This window comes from bacterium, assembly GCA_008933615.1.
Lineage (GTDB): Bacteria > CLD3 > CLD3 > SB21 > SB21 > SB21.
Map to the genome: position 1 here is coordinate 1 of WBUR01000025.1, position 17810 is coordinate 17810.

The 17810-nt window shown below is 44.7% G+C and carries 13 protein-coding genes; 11 read left to right on the forward strand and 2 right to left on the reverse strand.

Features of this window, described 5'->3' with window-relative positions:
* The first annotated feature begins 29 nt into the window (after nt 1–29).
* Complete coding sequence (locus F9K33_10370; GenBank protein KAB2879093.1) at nt 30–2276, forward strand: type IV secretion system DNA-binding domain-containing protein; 2247 nt, start codon at nt 30–32, stop codon at nt 2274–2276.
* Between the two features lie 30 nt (nt 2277–2306).
* Here F9K33_10370 and F9K33_10375 read toward each other — a convergent pair whose 3' ends face one another.
* Nucleotides 2307–2645, reverse strand: coding sequence for a hypothetical protein (locus F9K33_10375; GenBank protein ID KAB2879094.1), 339 nt, complete (start codon nt 2643–2645; stop codon nt 2307–2309).
* 48 nt (nt 2646–2693) lie between these two features.
* Here F9K33_10375 and F9K33_10380 point away from each other — a divergent pair, with 48 nt between their 5' ends.
* Nucleotides 2694–4004 carry a hypothetical protein gene (locus F9K33_10380; GenBank protein ID KAB2879095.1) on the forward strand — a complete coding sequence of 437 codons (1311 nt, stop codon included), beginning with the start codon at nt 2694–2696 and terminating at the stop codon, nt 4002–4004.
* A gap of 77 nt (nt 4005–4081) precedes the next feature.
* On the opposite strand, the gene F9K33_10385 is transcribed toward F9K33_10380, so the two are convergent.
* Nucleotides 4082–4513, reverse strand: a complete 432-nt coding sequence (locus tag F9K33_10385; protein KAB2879096.1) for a helix-turn-helix transcriptional regulator — start codon at nt 4511–4513, stop codon at nt 4082–4084.
* Between F9K33_10385 and F9K33_10390 the strand changes: the two genes are divergently transcribed.
* The 9 genes from F9K33_10390 (at nt 4474) to F9K33_10430 (ending at nt 17771) form a co-directional block, all read left to right on the forward strand.
* Complete coding sequence (locus F9K33_10390) at nt 4474–5016, forward strand: ATP-binding protein (GenBank protein ID KAB2879097.1); 543 nt, start codon at nt 4474–4476, stop codon at nt 5014–5016. The genes F9K33_10385 and F9K33_10390 overlap by 40 nt on opposite strands.
* A 25-nt stretch (nt 5017–5041) precedes the next feature.
* The gene (locus tag F9K33_10395) at nt 5042–5275 is read left to right on the forward strand and encodes a hypothetical protein (GenBank protein KAB2879098.1); all 234 of its coding nucleotides are present in this window, start codon (nt 5042–5044) and stop codon (nt 5273–5275) included.
* A gap of 179 nt (nt 5276–5454) precedes the next feature.
* Nucleotides 5455–6054: a TetR/AcrR family transcriptional regulator gene (locus F9K33_10400; protein ID KAB2879099.1), complete on the forward strand. Its 600-nt coding sequence runs from the start codon at nt 5455–5457 to the stop codon at nt 6052–6054.
* A gap of 9 nt (nt 6055–6063) precedes the next feature.
* On the forward strand, nt 6064–7371 hold the full coding sequence (locus tag F9K33_10405; GenBank protein ID KAB2879100.1) for a TolC family protein: 1308 nt from the start codon (nt 6064–6066) through the stop codon (nt 7369–7371).
* Between the two features lie 104 nt (nt 7372–7475).
* On the forward strand, nt 7476–8534 hold the full coding sequence (locus tag F9K33_10410; protein ID KAB2879101.1) for an efflux RND transporter periplasmic adaptor subunit: 1059 nt from the start codon (nt 7476–7478) through the stop codon (nt 8532–8534).
* 127 nt (nt 8535–8661) lie between these two features.
* Nucleotides 8662–11904 (forward strand): efflux RND transporter permease subunit, encoded by a 3243-nt coding sequence (locus tag F9K33_10415; GenBank protein KAB2879102.1) that lies wholly within the window; start codon nt 8662–8664, stop codon nt 11902–11904.
* Nucleotides 11905–12017: 113 nt separating this feature from the next.
* A complete protein-coding gene (locus F9K33_10420; protein KAB2879103.1) occupies nt 12018–12947 on the forward strand; it encodes a TerC family protein in 930 nt (309 codons plus the stop codon).
* Nucleotides 12948–13389: 442 nt separating this feature from the next.
* Nucleotides 13390–14013, forward strand: coding sequence for a DUF2380 domain-containing protein (locus F9K33_10425; protein KAB2879104.1), 624 nt, complete (start codon nt 13390–13392; stop codon nt 14011–14013).
* Between the two features lie 68 nt (nt 14014–14081).
* Nucleotides 14082–17771, forward strand: a complete 3690-nt coding sequence (locus tag F9K33_10430; protein KAB2879105.1) for a T9SS type A sorting domain-containing protein — start codon at nt 14082–14084, stop codon at nt 17769–17771.
* Nucleotides 17772–17810: the final 39 nt, after the last annotated feature.

Below are 17810 nucleotides of genomic sequence, written 5' to 3' on the forward strand. Positions count from 1 at the left end.
CAATACATTCCCCCTGGTCGGACCACATTATGCGGGCTGTAAGCGACTGCCGAGGTGGCTGTTTTTTTGCAGATGCGCCAGAAATGCTATTCCTTGCAAAAGAAAAGATTATGAAACCTCTTTTTGCTGTTGTTGTAAGGGTAATTGGAACAGGTCAAACGAATAAGTCTGCGTGGGATAAGGTAAAGAATCTGAGTTCTGCGTTGGGTATTATGAATCTTCCGCAAAGCAACGGATTAATTCCTCTTACAAATGAAGGTTATGATAATGCAAAGCACAAACAGGATGTAGTCAGCCGAGAGACGCATCGTTCGGGAATGATTTTGAATTCGGACGAACTGATTTCACTCGTTCATTTGCCATCCAGTTCTATTAGATCAGAAAAGCTTAGAAGGCTTGTGAAAAAGACAAAAAAAGCACCTCAAGTCTCAATGGGCAATTCGTTAATGCTCGGAGAAAACATTCATCAAGGAAAATCTCTAGAAGTTTCACTCTCACCGGAATTGCGAGTGAAACACATTCACATCTGCGGTTCAACCGGCAGCGGTAAATCCCATCTCCTACTGAATCTTATCATTCATGATATGGAGCGCGGAGAAGGACTGGCAGTACTCGATCCTCACGGAGACCTCGTTGACGAGATTATTTCACACGTTCCAGAGAACCGCATTAAGGACATTATTCTTTTCGATCCGGGAAACCCAGAATACACGATTGGTCTGAATATTCTTGAAGCTCAAACGGAGACAGATAGAAATGTGATTGCGAGTGACTTGGTGGCGGCTTTCAAGAGATTATCGACAAGTTGGGGCGATCAAATGTCGGCGGTATTTGGAAACGCCGTTCAAGCTTTTGTTGAAAACGAGAAAATTGGTAGCTTACTTGACCTTCGGATGTTTCTTATAAACAAAGAATATCGCGAGACCTTCTTGGAAACAGTGAGAGATGAAGAAATTCGGTATTTTTGGAAAAATGAGTATCCGTTACTCAAGGGCAATACTTTAGCTTCAATCCTCACACGTCTTGATACCTTCTTTAGACCCAAAATTATCAGGCGGATTATTGAGAAAAGAGAGGGGTTGGATTTTAAGCAGATTATCAATGAAAAGAAAATATTTATCGCCAAACTATCTCACGGTCTGATCGGTAAAGAAAACAGTTCTCTCCTAGGATCGCTTCTTGTATCCAAGATTCATCAGGCTGTGCTATCTAGGCAGACTGAGTCTCATCGATCTAATTTCTGGTTGTATATAGATGAATTCCAAGATTTCATAACTCCGACCATGAGCGCCGTTTTATCAGGTGCCAGAAAGTTCAATCTTGGTCTCATATTGGCTCATCAGGGATTGCGTCAACTCTGGGATGCAGACACCGAATTAGCTCATTCGGTAATTACGAACGCTGGGACACGTGTTTATTTTAGACTTTCTGAATTCGATGCCGAGAAAGTTCAAGAGGGATTCTCTTACTTTACAAAAAAGGATTTTCTTAGCTTGGGAGTGGGCGAGGCTATTTGCCGAATCGACAATTCGGAAAACGATTTCAACCTGAGAACACATGCATTCAATTCTTTATCTCAAAACGATGTAGAAAACAAAAGTAGAAAAATTCTGAATTTGATGAGAGAGCGATACGGTCATAGGCCAAAGACCGCACAATATGATCAAATAGAAACCAAGAGAAATGAACCAATCCTACCGGTTGTATCTCACAAAGAAGTGTCTAATTCAGAGGAGGTGGACTTCCATAAAACAACTCTAGTGGATGATTCTAAAGTGTCTGAACATCGTTATCTGCAAACACTCATCAAGCGGATCGCGGAGGAGAGGGGGTATAGGGCTGTGATCGAAGAGCCCACAGAAGACGGAAGAGGACGAGTCGATGTGGGGTTGGAAAAAGACGGTGTAAAAATCGCCTGTGAAATTTCGATTACAACAAATGCAGAACATGAAGTCCAGAATATTAAGAAATGTTTAGTTGCGGGATACGGTGTTGTTATTCTGTGTGCTTATAAGAAACTGAAGCTCAAAAGGATACAGGAACTCGCATCAGAATTATTGACTCAGTCTGATCAAAAGAAAGCTCTCTTTTTCGAACCGGATGCTCTAATCGACTACTTGGATTCATCTGCTGAATCAGAAGCCAAGCACGAAAAACGGATCAAAGGTTATAGGGTTCGGGTTGAGCACAACCTAGTTGAAGAAAATGAGCGAACCAGTAAACGAGAGAGCATAGCAAAAGTCGTCCTCGATTCTATGAGAAGAATTAAACAATAGTCAAAATGCTAATAAATTTCTTCTACAGCCCTATTGAGTTAGTTGTTCTTTATATATTTTTTTAATGATGTTTTCCAAACGATTGTTGATATAGTTGTCGTTCTGTTCGATTTCCATTGTCCAATTGAGTTTTGGCTTTGAGACTGAAAAGAATTTTAGTGCGAACGTCGTATATTTTTCTGCTGACGGATCATTGGGGGTTATAGTGAAAGATGCAATTTCAGATCTTAAATCCGGGTCAATTTCTTTAATATACGAGTTAACTTTTTCTAAAGCTCTCTGATAAAAACTGTTCTCTGGTGATAATGATGGTGATTGTTCGAACTTCATACTTGCTTTTAGTATGGAAGAGGCAATAAATTTAGTCAATAGACAGCCTCGTGACCAATAAAACGTTTTTCGGTAAGGAGGAAATTCATGAGCGAAAAGAGTGGCCATTCAGAAAAGAAAACGAGTTTATTTGGTAATGAATATATTCAGCACTATGATAAGGATGGGAATAAATGCGGGACTTCGGAAGAGAAGACTACTCTTTTTGGACAAACATACACACAACATTACAGTGAAAACGGAGACAAATGTGGGATATCGGAAGAAAAAACAAGTTTTCTCGAGACCAAACACTATACACAATTTTACGACAAGGATGGAAACAAAACGGGCACCTCAGAACCAAAGGAGAGTTTCCTTAGAGGCAAATACATCCAACACTTTAATGAAGAACATGAAAAAATTGGGTATTCAGAAAACAAGAAATCTATACTTGGCACAAAATTTAGACAGCATCATGGCGCTCATCCTAGAGATGAGTCTAAAAAGAAAATAGTCCAAACAAGCGCTTCAAATAACGATTCAGGAGACGGTACCTCTGCGTCCAATACCTCAAGCAGCGGTAAGAATTTCATACTGTGGCATGTATTTGCAGGTCTGTTTTTGATCTTGACATATTTCTTTTGGCAACAATGGCTTAACAAGCAAGCAAAAGAAGCTGAAGAAAAATGGAAAAATGAAGTAAAAATTATTGCATCTAAGGTACCTGGTAAGTGGCTCGGTCATGCATCTAACACGGTTGTCACATTATATTTAACACATCTTTATGGAGATAGGTTCAGTGCAAAGGTTAATTTTAGGGGGAGCGATCAGGAATTACAAATGGATTTCGGAAAAGGAAATTATTCAACCTCTCTTTTTTTGACCTCAAGACTACACGCTCCTCTGTATTTTCCAATTACGATTCCGGCATACAATAAAAACGGAGTTGTCCTAATATTCCGGGGAAAGTTTGCAAATAACGGTAAACGAGATGTTTTTTGCGGGCAATTAATATTTGATCAGAATTGGAAAATTCTTGGCAGTTTTCAAGATTCAGATGGTTCTGTCGGTTACTGGTCGGTAGGAGAATGCGATGGGATGCCCTCTAACATATCAGGAAATTGGGAAGGGAAGTGGGAAAGAGGTGGTCTTTGGAATCCGTTGGAGGTAAATCAAACTAGATTTAAGCTTTCACTAAAACAAGAGGGTAAGGTTTTTGTTGGAAAAGTTAGTTATATTGGCTCAAGGGGTTCTTCCTCGCTTCGTGGCGAGATTTGTGGAGACTATATAAACTTTAAGTATAGATATGGCGACGGTGTGGTAAGAGAATATGTAGGTCAGGCGGCGGGAGATCATATTTCTGGAACTTGGTCACAAAATAATTCTTTCGGGACATGGACCGTTTCTAGGAAATGAAAATTACTCTCCTTTACCGATTTAGATAAGACAAGCTAATTTAATTGCATTCGAACACTAACCCGATACTGATTTAATCATAAATCGACCTTTAGCATTTTACAGAACTTCAAAAATCTTTCCTTTAACACAGAGCTTGGCTGCACATTGCCCCATTCCCACTTCCTTAATGTGGATGCATCAATGCCGAGTTTCTTGGCGAACTTTTCTTGGCTCAAGCCTAATTTCCGCCGGTAAGCCTTGATCTTATCCCCAAGTGTAATTATTTTATTTTGAGGCTCATATTCAAGGAATTCAATGATCTTTGGAAACATACTGACTTTAGGAGTGCTGTAGTTTTTCTCCCAGTTTACTATAGTTATCTCATCAACACCCAGCATATCTGCAAGCTGTGTTTGAAAGATTTTACATTCGATCCTTTTTTTCTTTATATGATCACCAATTGTGAGTAACTCCTTGGGATAAGGCTTTGGCTTTATCGCAGTTTTGGTCTGACGGTAGAAAGGCAACGCAGGAATGTCCTTGTGGGTATCATGGCGATCCTAATAATGCCTGTTCATGCGCGGCGCCGGTCATTCAGCGGTATATGGCCAAAGTATCAGGGCCACTGCTGGACCGCATCGACATTCATATCGAGTGCCCGGCGATCAAGTATAATGAACTGGCGGGCGAGGCGAGCGGGGAAAAGTCGTCCGTGATTCGGGATCGCGTGATGAAGGCGAGGAAAATTCAAATCGAACGATTTAAGAGAATCTCACGCCATGGCCGGAGGATTTTCAGTAACGCCGATATGGAATCGCAGGAGATACGGCAGTTCTGTAAGATAGACGAGCGGAGCGCGGAATTAATGAAGATGGCGATCACGAAGCTTGGATTGTCAGCAAGGGCTTATGACCGCATTTTGAAAGTGGCGCGAACGATTGCCGATTGCAGCTCGAGCGAATCGATTCGTCCGGAACATATCAGCGAAGCGATCCAGTACCGGAGTTTGGATCGCACGTTCGCATTTTGATAATTATAAAACTAATGTGGCCTTCATGGACATTCCCATTCTCACCGGCTCGATCGGTGTTGGACTTCTGCTTCTCGCTTTTTTTCTGAACGTGTTCAGGAAGATCTCAACGGACAGTTATACCTACATTCTTCTCAATATTGCCGGAGCCGTTATTTCCGGATACGCATCCTACCTCATCGACTATTGGCCTTTTGTTATCCTCGAAGGAACCTGGGCTTTAGTTGCCTGCGCCGCGCTTATTAAAAAACAAAATTAATTGAAACTTCATTGATTTGTGTCGTATCACACCAAAGTAATTGTTTCACAAAACAATTGACAATGAGTTTTATTCTTCTATATTAAACCGACCGGTCGGTATGTTTAATTTGAAATTGTAAATTAAGATATTATAAATTTTGAATTTAAAATTTAGTATTCAAAATTTGAAATTAAGTTATGGCACAACACGAATCAGAAGATCTAAGAAAAGAGCAAATTCTGAAGTCGGCTTTTAATTGTTTTTCGAAACGCGGTTTTGAAATGGTAACGATGGAAGAGATCGCAAAAGATGCCGGTTTAAGTAAAGGCGCGGTTTATTGGCATTTCAAAAGTAAAGACGACCTCATCATAGCGCTTATCAAAAACTGGATGAAGAGGGGGGAGAACGTACTTTATAAAATGGCGTTGGAATTTCCTTTGGATCAACTTCTTTATAAATATCCTTCGTATGTGATCACGCAGATGGATCTCAAAAATCACTATAAATTTTTCTTTCATCTGTGGGCTCGTTCCATCGAAAACAAAGAAGTGCTGTGTCCGTTGGTGGAGAATTTCAATGAGACCCGTGAGAAAGCCGTTGCATTCGTAAAGGTTGCTATTGAAAAAAAACTATTCAGGCCGGACATCGATCCGGAAGCACTGTCCGATACCGTGGACGCTATGTTTTACGGATTGATGATCCAATGGCATCTCGATAAAAAAATGGATTTTGAAAAAAGCTGGAAAGCAGCTATTGATATGTTGATAGAAGGTATTAAAGCAAAAACGGAATCTTAGGAGATAAATATGATACGTTGGTCAATACTGTTATTGTTCTTTATAACGGGATTTCTTCACGCGCAGGCAACAGAGACGTTAACTTTGGATGATGCGATCATTCAGGCGGTAAAAAATAACCGGCAGCTTGCGATCGCGAGGCTGGAAATGCAGAAAGCGGACGCGCAGGTAAAAGAAGCCTACGGATATGCGATGCCCAATCTGTCATTTGGCGGAACCTACACGCATACATTTAAAACTCCGGAAATCGTATTTACGGTGGACACCATGGTTTCCAGAATTAAAATAGGCACAGAAAACTCCTATCAAATGGGATTTAATGCCAGCCAGGTTTTATTTAATTCTATCGTCTTCACCGGCGTCGGAACCGCCAAGATATACCAGAAAGCTTCGCGGGAAATGTTTCTCTCGTCGTATAACGCTACTATTGCTAACGTCAAGCGGGCATTTTATAATGTGCTGCTTGCTCAGCAGGTTCTTGAAACAACGAAAGCGAGCATGGCTAATGCGGAGGAGAATTTTAAAAATGTTAAAATACTGCACGCGCAGGGGATCGTATCGGATTACGATCTTATTCGCTCTGAAGTGCAGGTCGAAAATATTCGTCCCACGGTGATCGAATCGGAACAGCGCGTTCTTGTAGCTTCCAACGCGCTTAAAGTTCAACTCGGTATGAACGCCGAAGCGATGATTTCAGTCAAAGGGCTGCTTGATTTTTCGCCGGTGGATAGTACGCTTCTCGATCCTCTAATGGCGGCCACAGAAAATGCCGGCCTTAAAGCGTTGAATTACCAGAAGCAGGTGACGGAGGAATTGATCGCCATAAACCGGTCTGAATATTTGCCTACGCTGTCCGCGTTTGGAAATTATCAATGGCAGGCGCAACGCAATGGACTCGGTGTCAGCGGCAAAGACTTTATTGCCTCATCACAAGCCGGGCTTACCTTGAGCATCAATCTGTTCAGCGGTATGCAGACCGTAGCGCGTATTAAGCAGGCGATTACGGATAAACAAAAAGCGCAGCAGCAGATCAACGATACGCGCGAAACGCTCAAAACGCAGATGCAAAACGTTGCGCTGCGCCTGGAGGAAGCGCAAAAACGTGTTGCTGGGCAGAGTCGGACGGTCGAGCTTGCGGAGAAAAGTTATAAAATAGCCAAAACGCGATACAACACGGGATCGGGTACGCAGCTGGAACTCAACGATGCGGATCTTTCGCTGACGCGCGCGCGGCTCAACCGCATTCAGGCTATTTATGATTATTCTATGGCAAAAACGGATCTCGAAGAACTGATTAGTTATCACGATCCAAAGTAAAATCATTCCCGCATATATCGCGGAAATGGTTCTGCGAAATTCGCGACATCTGCGGGATACGTCAAATAAACACAGCGGTACTAAAAACATATAATCAAAAGAGTATGAAGGAAATTATGAGAATTATTATCATCACGACCGCGGCCGTTTTGAGTTTATCCGTTTATGCCTGCGGTTCTTCGAATGCAGAAAACGGGAAAGAAAAACGAACAGAAAAAGAATCCGAAGTTTTTGTAAAGGTTGAACCCGTTCAACTGAAAGATTTTGCCGAGACCATTCAATTAACCGGCTCTGTCGAATCGCGAAACGATATTGTCATTCCAGCGGAAGAAGGCGGACGCGTTGTTTCCTGGAAGATCGATAAGGGCGGTTATGTTCAGAAAGGACAGACCCTGGCTAAGATCGATGACGCGATGTTGAAGGCCGCTTACGATGCGGCTTTAGCAAATTATAATATGGCCGAAGTAAATTATCAAAAGCAGAAGGCTGCGTTCGAAGAACAGGCGATTTCCGCCCTGCAACTGAAGAATCTGGAATATCAGCGCGACGCTGCCAAAGCCCAGGCCGATATGGCTAAATTACGCCTGGATAAAACCGTGATCACCAGCCCGATTGGCGGCATTTTTAATGACCGTCTCGCGGATGAAGGCGAATTGATCGGGCCCGGCATGCCAATCGCTCAGGTCATTGATATGAATCAGATGAAAGTCATGGTAGGAGTTCCCGAGCGGCACTCCAAAGAACTTCGCCTTGGCTTGCCGGTGGAGTTTACCGTCGATGCGTATCCAGGGGAAATATTTGCAGGAACGATCAGTTTTATTGCCGCCGCGGTGAATCCGGATAATCGCAGTATTCCAGTTGAAATAAATTTTACCAATGCGCAGGGGAAACTCAAGCCGCAAATGATCGCGTCGATAAAACTACGGCTTGTTTCATCTGCCAAAGCCATTCTGATATCGCAGGATTATATTCAACAGGTTGATATGGGCAGATTAGTTGTTTATGTAGTGAATAACGGTGTTGCGGAGGAACGGCTGGTGACTTTGGGCGGTTCTGACGGTTCCTCTGTGCGTGTAATAAAAGGGCTAAAAGAGGGCGATCAGATCATTACCGTCGGATTTCAGAATCTGATCGATAAACAAAAAATTAGAATTCAGGAATGAAAACGCGAGACGCAAGACATGAACCGCAGACACAAAAGTAGTTGTCTCATGTTGCACGTCTTACGTTTGCTTCGTAACACATTAAACCAATATATCGATTCATTTTTGAGAATTTAGGGGTACTTTTATGAGACCATGGAATCTTGCCGTTGATAATAAGGTTACAGTATATATTCTAATTGCAATTATTGTGTTTATGGGAACGATGTCCTACAGCAGCCTTCCCCGCGAAGCCGCTCCGGACATTACGATACCGCTGGTCATTGTTTCAGTTCCGTACGTCGGGGTCAGCCCGTCGGATGTGGAAGGACTGGTCACTCAGCCGCTGGAGCGGGAACTAAAATCACTGAAAGATATCAAAGAAATTTCATCCTCTTCCAAAGAAGGGCTTTCCACTATTCGTGTAGAATTTGAAACCGGCATCGATATAGACGAGGCGATGCGGCGCGTTCGCGATAAGGTAAATCAAACCAAACCTAAATTGCCCACCGACATTCTGGAGCCCATGATCTCGGAAATCAATTTCAGTGAATTTCCGATCATGTTTGTTACGGTTGGGGGAGAACTCGGACTATCGCGTTTGAAAAAGATCGCGGAAGATATACAGGATAAGATCGAAGCGGTGCCGGGCGTTTTGAGCGCAGAAATCTCAGGAAGTCTAGAACCCGAAATACAAGTGAATTGCGACGTCAATCGATTGAAGGGATATGATATCGGTTTCAGCGATGTGGTGAATACGATTAGGGAAGAAAACCTGAATACGCCCGGCGGATCGATCAATACAGGCAATGCCGATTATACCGTGCGGATTCCCGGACAATTTGCAACGCCCAAACCTATCGAAGATCTTATCGTAAAAATGCGCAATGGCCGGCCGATCTACGTCCGTGACGTGGCGACGGTTAATTATGCCTTCGAAGACAGGCTCACTTTCAGCCGGCTAAATAACGAGGAAGTGGTCACATTAAATGTTAAGAAACGCGCGGGTGAAAATCTGATTCAAATTGCCGATGAAGTGAAAAAAATTCTGCAGGAGATGAAACCCGGTTTTCCTCCCGGATTGAAATTAAGTGTTACCAACGACGCGTCGATCGAGATCAAACGTATGGTGTCTGAACTGGAAAACAGCGTCATGACCGGCATGTTCCTAGTAGTGCTGGTTCTTTTTATGTTTTTCGGCCTAAAAAATTCTTTCTTAATCAGCACCGCCATTCCGCTGTCCATGTTGATCGGGTTTATTATTCTCGGCCTTATGGGTATTACGCTGAATTTTGTTGTTTTATTTGCCCTGGTACTTGTTCTTGGGATTTTGGTGGATGACGCGATCGTGGTCATTGAAAATATTTACCGGCATCAGCATGAGTACAAAAAAAACCCGATCCAGGCGGCCAAAGACGGCACTAAGGAAGTGGCCATACCGGTCGCAACGTCCACACTGACAACCATCGCCGGATTCTTTCCGATGTTATTCTGGCCGGGTATTATCGGCGATTTCATGTATTATCTCCCGATGACTTTGATCATCATGATGAGCGCATCTATATTCACAGCGTACATTATCAGTCCGACGCAAGGCGCGCAGTTTATCGATTATCATAAAGAGATTGAAAAAGCAAGGTTGTCGGCGCTTCATCCGAGCGTATGGAAAAAGTACAATATATTTGCCAGGCTGTACCATGCTGTTGACACACAGTTCTTCCCCATGGCGCAGGCGAAATATGTTGGAACAATTCATTGGACGCTGCGGCATAAGACGTTTACAGTTGTGGCGGCAGGCGTTTTTTTGATCGTCATGACGGTTCTATTCTCGCTATTCAGCAAAGGGGTAGAATTTTTTCCCAACACGGAACCGAATCAGGTGGTTATTGCCGTAGCGATGCCGCCCGGTACGCCTTTGGAAAGAACCAACGGCATCACTAAAGTTCTCGAATCGCGTATGAAGGACGTTCGCGGAGTAGACGATATGGAATTTATGGTGGCCAATGTCGGGACATCCGAAGATCCGTTCGATTTCGGCGGCCAGGGAACGCCTAATAAATCGCAGATTTCCGTCAATTTTTACGAAAAGATGAAACGGGGGCAAAATTCTTTTATCACACAGGAAGAAATCCGTAAAGTGTCGGTCGGTATTGCGGGCGCGGACATCAAAGTAAAAGCGCAGGAGAACGGCCCGCCGGTTGGCGCGCCGGTTAGTCTGGAACTTTCAGGCGAGGATTTTAAAACGCTTACCGCGTTGTCTCTGCAAATCGAGGACATGATCAAAACGATTCCAGGCCTGGTGGATCTTAAAGATGATTATGACGCAGGTAAACCTGAAATACAGATCATGGTCGATCGCGAAAAAGCGGCCATGCTTGAAATGAGCACGGCGCAGATCGCGAACGTCGTACGAACGGCGATCAACGGAACGGAAGCTTCCAAATACCGAGTTGGCGAAGATGAATACAAGATCACAGTACGGCTTAACGAAGAACAGCGCAATTCGCCAAGCCATCTGGAAAATCTGAACATTACATTCATGAACAATAAAGGAAAACTTTTATCGGTGCCGTTGGTATCTGTTGCGACGATCGTGCGGTCAAACGGTATTGCCAATATCAAACGCAAAGACCTCAAGCGCGTGATCACCATTACGGCCGATGTGCAAGGACGCCTTGCCAACGATGTGCTGAACGATGTGAGAGGCAAACTTGGAAAATTTAATTTGCCGAGCGGATATAAAATCGACTATACCGGTGAAAATGAAGAGCAGGATAAAGCCGCCGCGTTCCTCATGCGGACTTTGATTATAACGATACTTTTGATTTTTCTTGTCTTAGTTTCGGAATTCAATTCGGTCAAAGTGCCGATTGTCATCATGACGTCCGTGCCGCTGTCATTGATCGGAGTTTTTATCGGCCTGCTGGTAACCGGAACGCCATTTGGAATTATCATGACGGGCGTCGGCGTGATCGCGTTGGCCGGCATTGTGGTGAAGAACGCGATCGTGCTTTTGGACTTTACCAAACATCTGAGGGAGAGCGGATTAACTTTAGATGAAGCGCTTGCAGAAGCCGGGCGAACGCGCCTTCGGCCGGTTGTCCTTACCGCCACGACGACCATACTTGGAATTTTACCGTTAGCGACCGGGATAGATTTCGACTGGAGAAACTTACATTTCATTATCGGCGCGGAGAGCAGCGACTTCTGGAGGCCTTTGGGAATTGCGGTAATTTTCGGATTATTCATATCCACTTTCTTGACCCTGGTCATCGTTCCGACCGCCTATTCATGGCTCGAAGAAAAGACGAACTCGTCACGAGCGTTTTTAGGACGAATGTTTGGACAAACAGCGACGACAGATAAAGTTTCGGAGAAATTAGCCGAATAAATAAAGTTCAATAAAGCCGGCATTTGGAAAAAGATTATTGTTTGCAAATGTCGGTTTTTTTGTGTACGGTGGGGCACTAATTCATAAATAAAACACAAACGTAGAGGAATTTCATGAACGACCAATTGTGGTACTGGGTATTATTCAACGTATTTGTTCTCGCGATGCTCGCGCTGGATCTCGGCGTATTTCATCGTAAGTCGCACGAAGTGAAAATGAAAGAGGCGCTGACCTGGAGTGCGGTGTGGATATGTCTTGCGCTTGTTTTCAACGTGCTTATCTATTTCTGGATGGGAGAGAAAAAAGCGCTGGAATTTCTGACCGGCTACGTTATTGAAAAATCACTCAGCGTCGATAATATTTTCATATTTATTATGGTATTCACTTATTTCCATGTTCCGGCGCTCTATCAGCACAAAATTTTGTTTTGGGGTATTCTCGGCGCATTGATTATGCGGGCCATATTCATCTTTGCCGGCGTAGCCCTGATCGCCAAGTTTCATTGGACGGTATACGTATTCGGATTGTTCCTGATCATTACCGGAATCAAGATGGCGTTGCAAAAAGATAAAAAAATCGAGCCGGACAAAAATCCGGCCATCAGATTATTCAGGCGCTATTTTCCGGTGACGGATGCTTACGACGGTTCGAAATTTCTGACGCGCGTCGATGGAAAACTTCTGGCGACGCCCATGATGATCGTTTTGATCGTTATTGAAACGACGGATTTAATATTTGCAGTTGATTCGATTCCGGCGATCCTGGCGATCACCACCGACCCGTTCATCGTCTATACTTCAAACGTGTTTGCGATCCTCGGCCTTCGCGCGCTGTATTTTGCGCTGGCGGGGATCATGCAGTTGTTCCATTATCTGGCGTACGGACTATCGGCTGTGCTGATATTTGTCGGCGCGAAAATGATGCTGGTGGATGTTTATAAGATCCCCATTGAGATATCGCTGCTTGTCATTGTATTGATACTAACGGTAGCCATCGTTGCGTCGGTGATGCGAAGCCGGTCCATGGGATCACACTCGTCGTAGAAACAAGAATTATTTTTATAAACACAAAGCCCACAGAGAAGACACAATCTGTGGGCTTTATAGATACGTCGTTTTTCTTTATTGTGATAATTGATCAGCTCGAAACCCGCGTATTTCCTTTCGTTCCATAATCATCCTCTCCCGATCGACGCTAGGCTTTCATGCTGCATTCTAAATGAAGCCTAACAACCTTTGATTGGTAAACATTTCTTTTGACAATGTGAACTCTTTCTTTTACATTTGTTCAGTGAATTTGTAATACGCACTTCTGCTGAAACGTTCTCTCGGCAGGAGCCTTTCTTACGCCTTTGCCGGTCCGTCGCACGAGCGGTTCTCTCCAAAGTAGTCGGCCCATTCTTACCAGAGGCGTGCATTTCGAAAATCTTATCAGTTATGCCGGTATACCCGGCAATTCATTTATCCAATTCATTGGAGTTTAATTATGAAACGTGCCCTTCTGCTCATCACTGTGCTTTTCTTGAACACCCTGGTTGCTCAGGAAAAACCAAAAACTGAAAACAGACTAACGGCTGCCGTTTTGGATTTTAAGATCATTTCCGGCATCACGGACGCTGAAGTTACGGCGCTTACCAGTAAATTTCGAAGTTCACTGATTCAAACCAAAAAGTATGATGTGCTGGAACGCGGCCAGATGGAAACCATTTTGAAAGAACAGGATTTCAGTCTAAGCGATAATTGTAATTCCGCCGAATGCGCGGTGCAGGTCGGGCAACTCCTGGCTGCAGAAAAAATGATCACGGGCGATATCGGAAAGATCGGCAGTACGTATACGGTCACGGTTCGCATCATCGACGTCAGCACGGGCAAGATCGAAGATACGCAGAGTTCGGAGTATCGCGGCGATACCGACGGGTTGATCAAGACTTTTGATCTCCTGGCTCAGAAGCTGACCGGCGTATACCGCTCCAAGGCGACGCTGTGGTACATCATGGGCGGTACGGCATTAGCCGGGGGTGCGGCCGCAGCGGTGCTTCTGCTAAGCGGAAGCAAAAGCGGAACTTCCGCCACCATAGGCAATCCGCCGGGGGCGCCATTAATTCCATAGATGAGAATGAACTGATAAAAAAGATTGAATAAAAAGCCATTACGGAAATAATAAAATCGAGAGTAATTATGAAAATATTTACCACCATCTTAATCGCCCTAATCTTGTCTCCGCGGGCTTCACAAGCGCAGTGGACCGGGAATCCTGTCGTACCTGTTAATGTGGTAACAAGAGACAGTCAACAAGCCAAACCAAAAATGATACCGGATGGTTCCGGTGGCGCTATAATAGTTTGGGAGGACTCCCGGTGGGGACGAAAGGACCTATTTGCACAACGAATTGATTCTAACGGAAATTTATTATGGGCACAAACCGGCGGGTATCCCACAGCATGGGGCGTAGAAATTTGCCCGGTTCAGCAGGGCGACCAAATTAATTCCGTAATAGTAAGTGACGGCAGCGGCGGTGCGTTTATTGTATGGGAAGACTCACGCGGAAGTGACAAAGACATTTACGGGCAACGGATTAATTCTTCCGGAGTCCGTCAGTGGGCCGATGTTGGTTATATAGTGTCTGGTTTTCAACTTGGAGATCAGGTCAATCCAAAAATCATCAGTGACGATAGCGGCGGCGCGATCATTGCCTGGGAGACATCCGGAGACATTTATGCGAAGCGCATCTTTGCAAATGGTGGCGATCGGTGGAATTCTTTTAATGCTTATGGCCTGCCAATTTGCACCGCCCTCAACAATCAGGATCAGGTGGCGATGGTCGGCGACGGCGGCCATGGGGCGATATTTACATGGCGGGACAATCGATCAACAGAGAAAGATATTTTCGCGCAACGGTATAATTCAAACGGGATCCGTCAATGGGTCGTAGGCTCCGATACCAATGGCATTGTTGTTTGTGATGCGTCAGACTCGCAGGAGCAACCGGCGATAGTAGCAGACGGTAGCGGCGGCGCGATTGTAACATGGGAGGACATGCGCGGAGGCTCCGACTACGATATTTACGCTCAACGTTTGAATTCTGCCGGAATTCGTCAGTGGGCTGCCGGTTCTGATTCCAACGGATTTGTTATTTGCAGTGCGTCCAGTCAGCAGACTCGCCCTCTGATAACCGCTGACGGCGCTGGAGGAGGCCTCATAACCTGGACAGATTTTCGCGGTGGAAATAACGACATATATTCTCAGAGAGTTAATTCCGCCGGTTCGGTGTTATGGACAACAGACGGGGTCGCGGTTTGTACAGCAACCGGAAATCAAAATACACCGGTTATGTCGTCCGTGGCCGGCGGGGGTGCAATCATTGCCTGGGAAGATGCAACTTCAGGAGCAAATTTTGCGCAGCGAATTAATTCTACCGGCAATTTGCTCTGGGCAGCCAATGGAGTCGCTGTGGTAAACCCTTTCAGTGGACCGCCTCCGTTCAGCAATCCTGCAATTGTAATTGACAATAATGGATTTACGATTCTTGCCGCCGACCGCTCGAATTCAAGTGCGTACGACATTTATGCACAAAGGATCAAACCTAACGGAACATTGGATGATAAAACTGTTCCACAGATTCCCCAAAACGTTGCCGCCGATTCAATGGTTGCAGGACAGGTCACATTGCATTGGAACAAAATTTCCGATTCCGATATGGCGCGATACCGAATTTTTATGGGTACCTCACCAAACCCGACAGTACAAATAGATTCCACGGCATTTAATCAGGTTAATGATACGCTAAGGGTCATAAGCGGCCTTACAGTAGGGACGCGGTATTATTTTAGAGTAAATGCGGTGGATAGTAACAGCCTCGTCAGTAATTTTTCGAATGAAGTGAGCGCCCTTGTAATCGCAGGAGAACCCACGGCACAACCGACCAATCTGAGATTTTCTTTATCGCCGCTGTATCCATTCACGGCTCTGACAGTTTCATTTACAGCCGCTGCCGGAAATCCGACCGGTTATATTGCCCTTAGTGATCCGGGCCTTGTGCTTTTCGATGGATCAAATTATAATGTCGGTTTTAACGGAGTTTTGTACATCGGCAGTGACACCACGTTTTACTTAACCGGATTATCCCCAGGGCAACACATTTTTATATCGATCTATGCATACAACAATTCAGGAAGCGCAATAGATTACAATACGACAAACCCCGATACCGGCACGGTACACACTCGAGCCGATCTATTTGCGCCTGTCGTATCACAAATTAGCGTGAACCCTAACCCTGTTAATCTGGGTAACGCGGTAACGGTTCAATGTATTGTGACCGACAGCGTTTCAGTTGATACGGTTATTCTTGCCTACAAAAAAGGATCGGATGTCGGATTTACGAATTCCGTCGGCATGCTGCATGATGGAGCGCTTTATAATGCATCCGTTTCAAGCACATCGGTAACCGCATCCGGTGTGATTTACCGAATCATTGCAAGGGACCAATCGGGTAACCGGGACACGACATTCGGAACAATACAGGTAACGATTCCGGCAGGCGCCGTTACGATTCAAAATACCAGCGGCAGTCCGTATACTTCAGGATTCCCGGACAAAATATGGAGAATGATTTCCGTGCCGCTGGATCTGGATGATAAAAGTGTGGCCACGGTTCTCGATGGTTTCGGCCCTCCAGGAAATAAAACGTGGAAACTTTTTGATAAGGACCAGGACATTAGCAACAGCACTACAGTCCAATTTGCTGTTGGCCGCTCATTCTGGCTTAAACAATTGAATGTTCCTAACGGCGTTGGCGGCAAACAAATTTCGCTTGCCGGCGGTAAAACGGTTAGCAGCAGTGTTGCACTGAATCTGGTTCCCGGATTTAACATGATCGCCAACCCCTTTACTTTCCCGATTGATTGGAATGCGAATACTAATGCCGGTCAAAATTCTTTTATCAAAGGACCTATCCGTTATGATGGCAACAAATACATTGGCCCGGGACAAGGAGATGCGACCCTATTTAACACTCTTAATCCGTGGGATGGTTACTGGGTTTACAATGCTTCTTCCTCTAGTCAAATTCTGACCGTCGAACCTATCGGCGCGTTAGGAAAAAGAATGGCTAAGCCTGCGCTTGCCGGATGGTATATTAATTTTTCTGCGAAGGCGGGAGAGTTTGAAGATAATTATAATTACGTGGGAGCGGCATCCGATGCGCTTGATGCTGAAGATCGGTACGATCTGCCGGAACTGCCGGTTATCGGAGATTACGTGAGCGTATCGTTCGATCACACAACGGCTTCCGGAAAGACAACGCCCTATACGATCGATTATCGCAGCGAAGCCGATGGCCATGCATGGCTCATGTCAGTAAGAACCAATATCAACCATCAAAAAACATATTTGCAATGGTCGGCTCAGAATCTTCCTGCCGATTACCAGATCAGAATCCTGGATGTTTCAAATAACAAGATAGTAGATGGATCAGAATACACGTTTGATAATCCACACGAGTCATTGCCCGTCGCTTTTAAAGTATTCGCGGGGACGAAAGATTTCGTAGAAACCGGAATCGCAAAAGCACAATCCGAATTGCCGACGACGTTCAAGCTTTCTCAGAATTATCCGAACCCGTTTAATCCGTCAACGAAGATTCGATACGAATTACCGACTACGGAAACGGTGAGCCTGGTGATTTACAATGCGCTTGGACAGGTTGTAAAAACTTTGGTAAGCCATCGTGCTCAGGGGATCGGGGTATATGAAATAGACTGGAACGGCACTAATCAAATCGGCCAATCGGTTGCTTCGGGAATATACATTTACCGTTTGCAGGCAGGCCGTGTAGTGAAAACGAAAAAAATGTTATTGATCAAATGACAATCAGTCGTTAATAAAATTCTTCACACGCCCAAAAAC

What these genes read in the sequence shown, in the direction of transcription:
- F9K33_10370 (KAB2879093.1), top strand. Translation starts at nt 30, where the DNA reads ATGCGGGCTGTAAGCGACTGCCGAGGTGGCTGTTTTTTTGCAGATGCG.
- F9K33_10380 (KAB2879095.1), top strand. Translation starts at nt 2,694, where the DNA reads ATGAGCGAAAAGAGTGGCCATTCAGAAAAGAAAACGAGTTTATTTGGT.
- F9K33_10395 (KAB2879098.1), top strand. Translation starts at nt 5,042, where the DNA reads ATGGACATTCCCATTCTCACCGGCTCGATCGGTGTTGGACTTCTGCTT.
- F9K33_10400 (KAB2879099.1), top strand. Translation starts at nt 5,455, where the DNA reads ATGGCACAACACGAATCAGAAGATCTAAGAAAAGAGCAAATTCTGAAG.
- F9K33_10405 (KAB2879100.1), top strand. Translation starts at nt 6,064, where the DNA reads ATGATACGTTGGTCAATACTGTTATTGTTCTTTATAACGGGATTTCTT.
- F9K33_10410 (KAB2879101.1), top strand. Translation starts at nt 7,476, where the DNA reads ATGAAGGAAATTATGAGAATTATTATCATCACGACCGCGGCCGTTTTG.
- F9K33_10415 (KAB2879102.1), top strand. Translation starts at nt 8,662, where the DNA reads ATGAGACCATGGAATCTTGCCGTTGATAATAAGGTTACAGTATATATT.
- F9K33_10420 (KAB2879103.1), top strand. Translation starts at nt 12,018, where the DNA reads ATGAACGACCAATTGTGGTACTGGGTATTATTCAACGTATTTGTTCTC.
- F9K33_10425 (KAB2879104.1), top strand. Translation starts at nt 13,390, where the DNA reads ATGAAACGTGCCCTTCTGCTCATCACTGTGCTTTTCTTGAACACCCTG.
- F9K33_10430 (KAB2879105.1), top strand. Translation starts at nt 14,082, where the DNA reads ATGAAAATATTTACCACCATCTTAATCGCCCTAATCTTGTCTCCGCGG.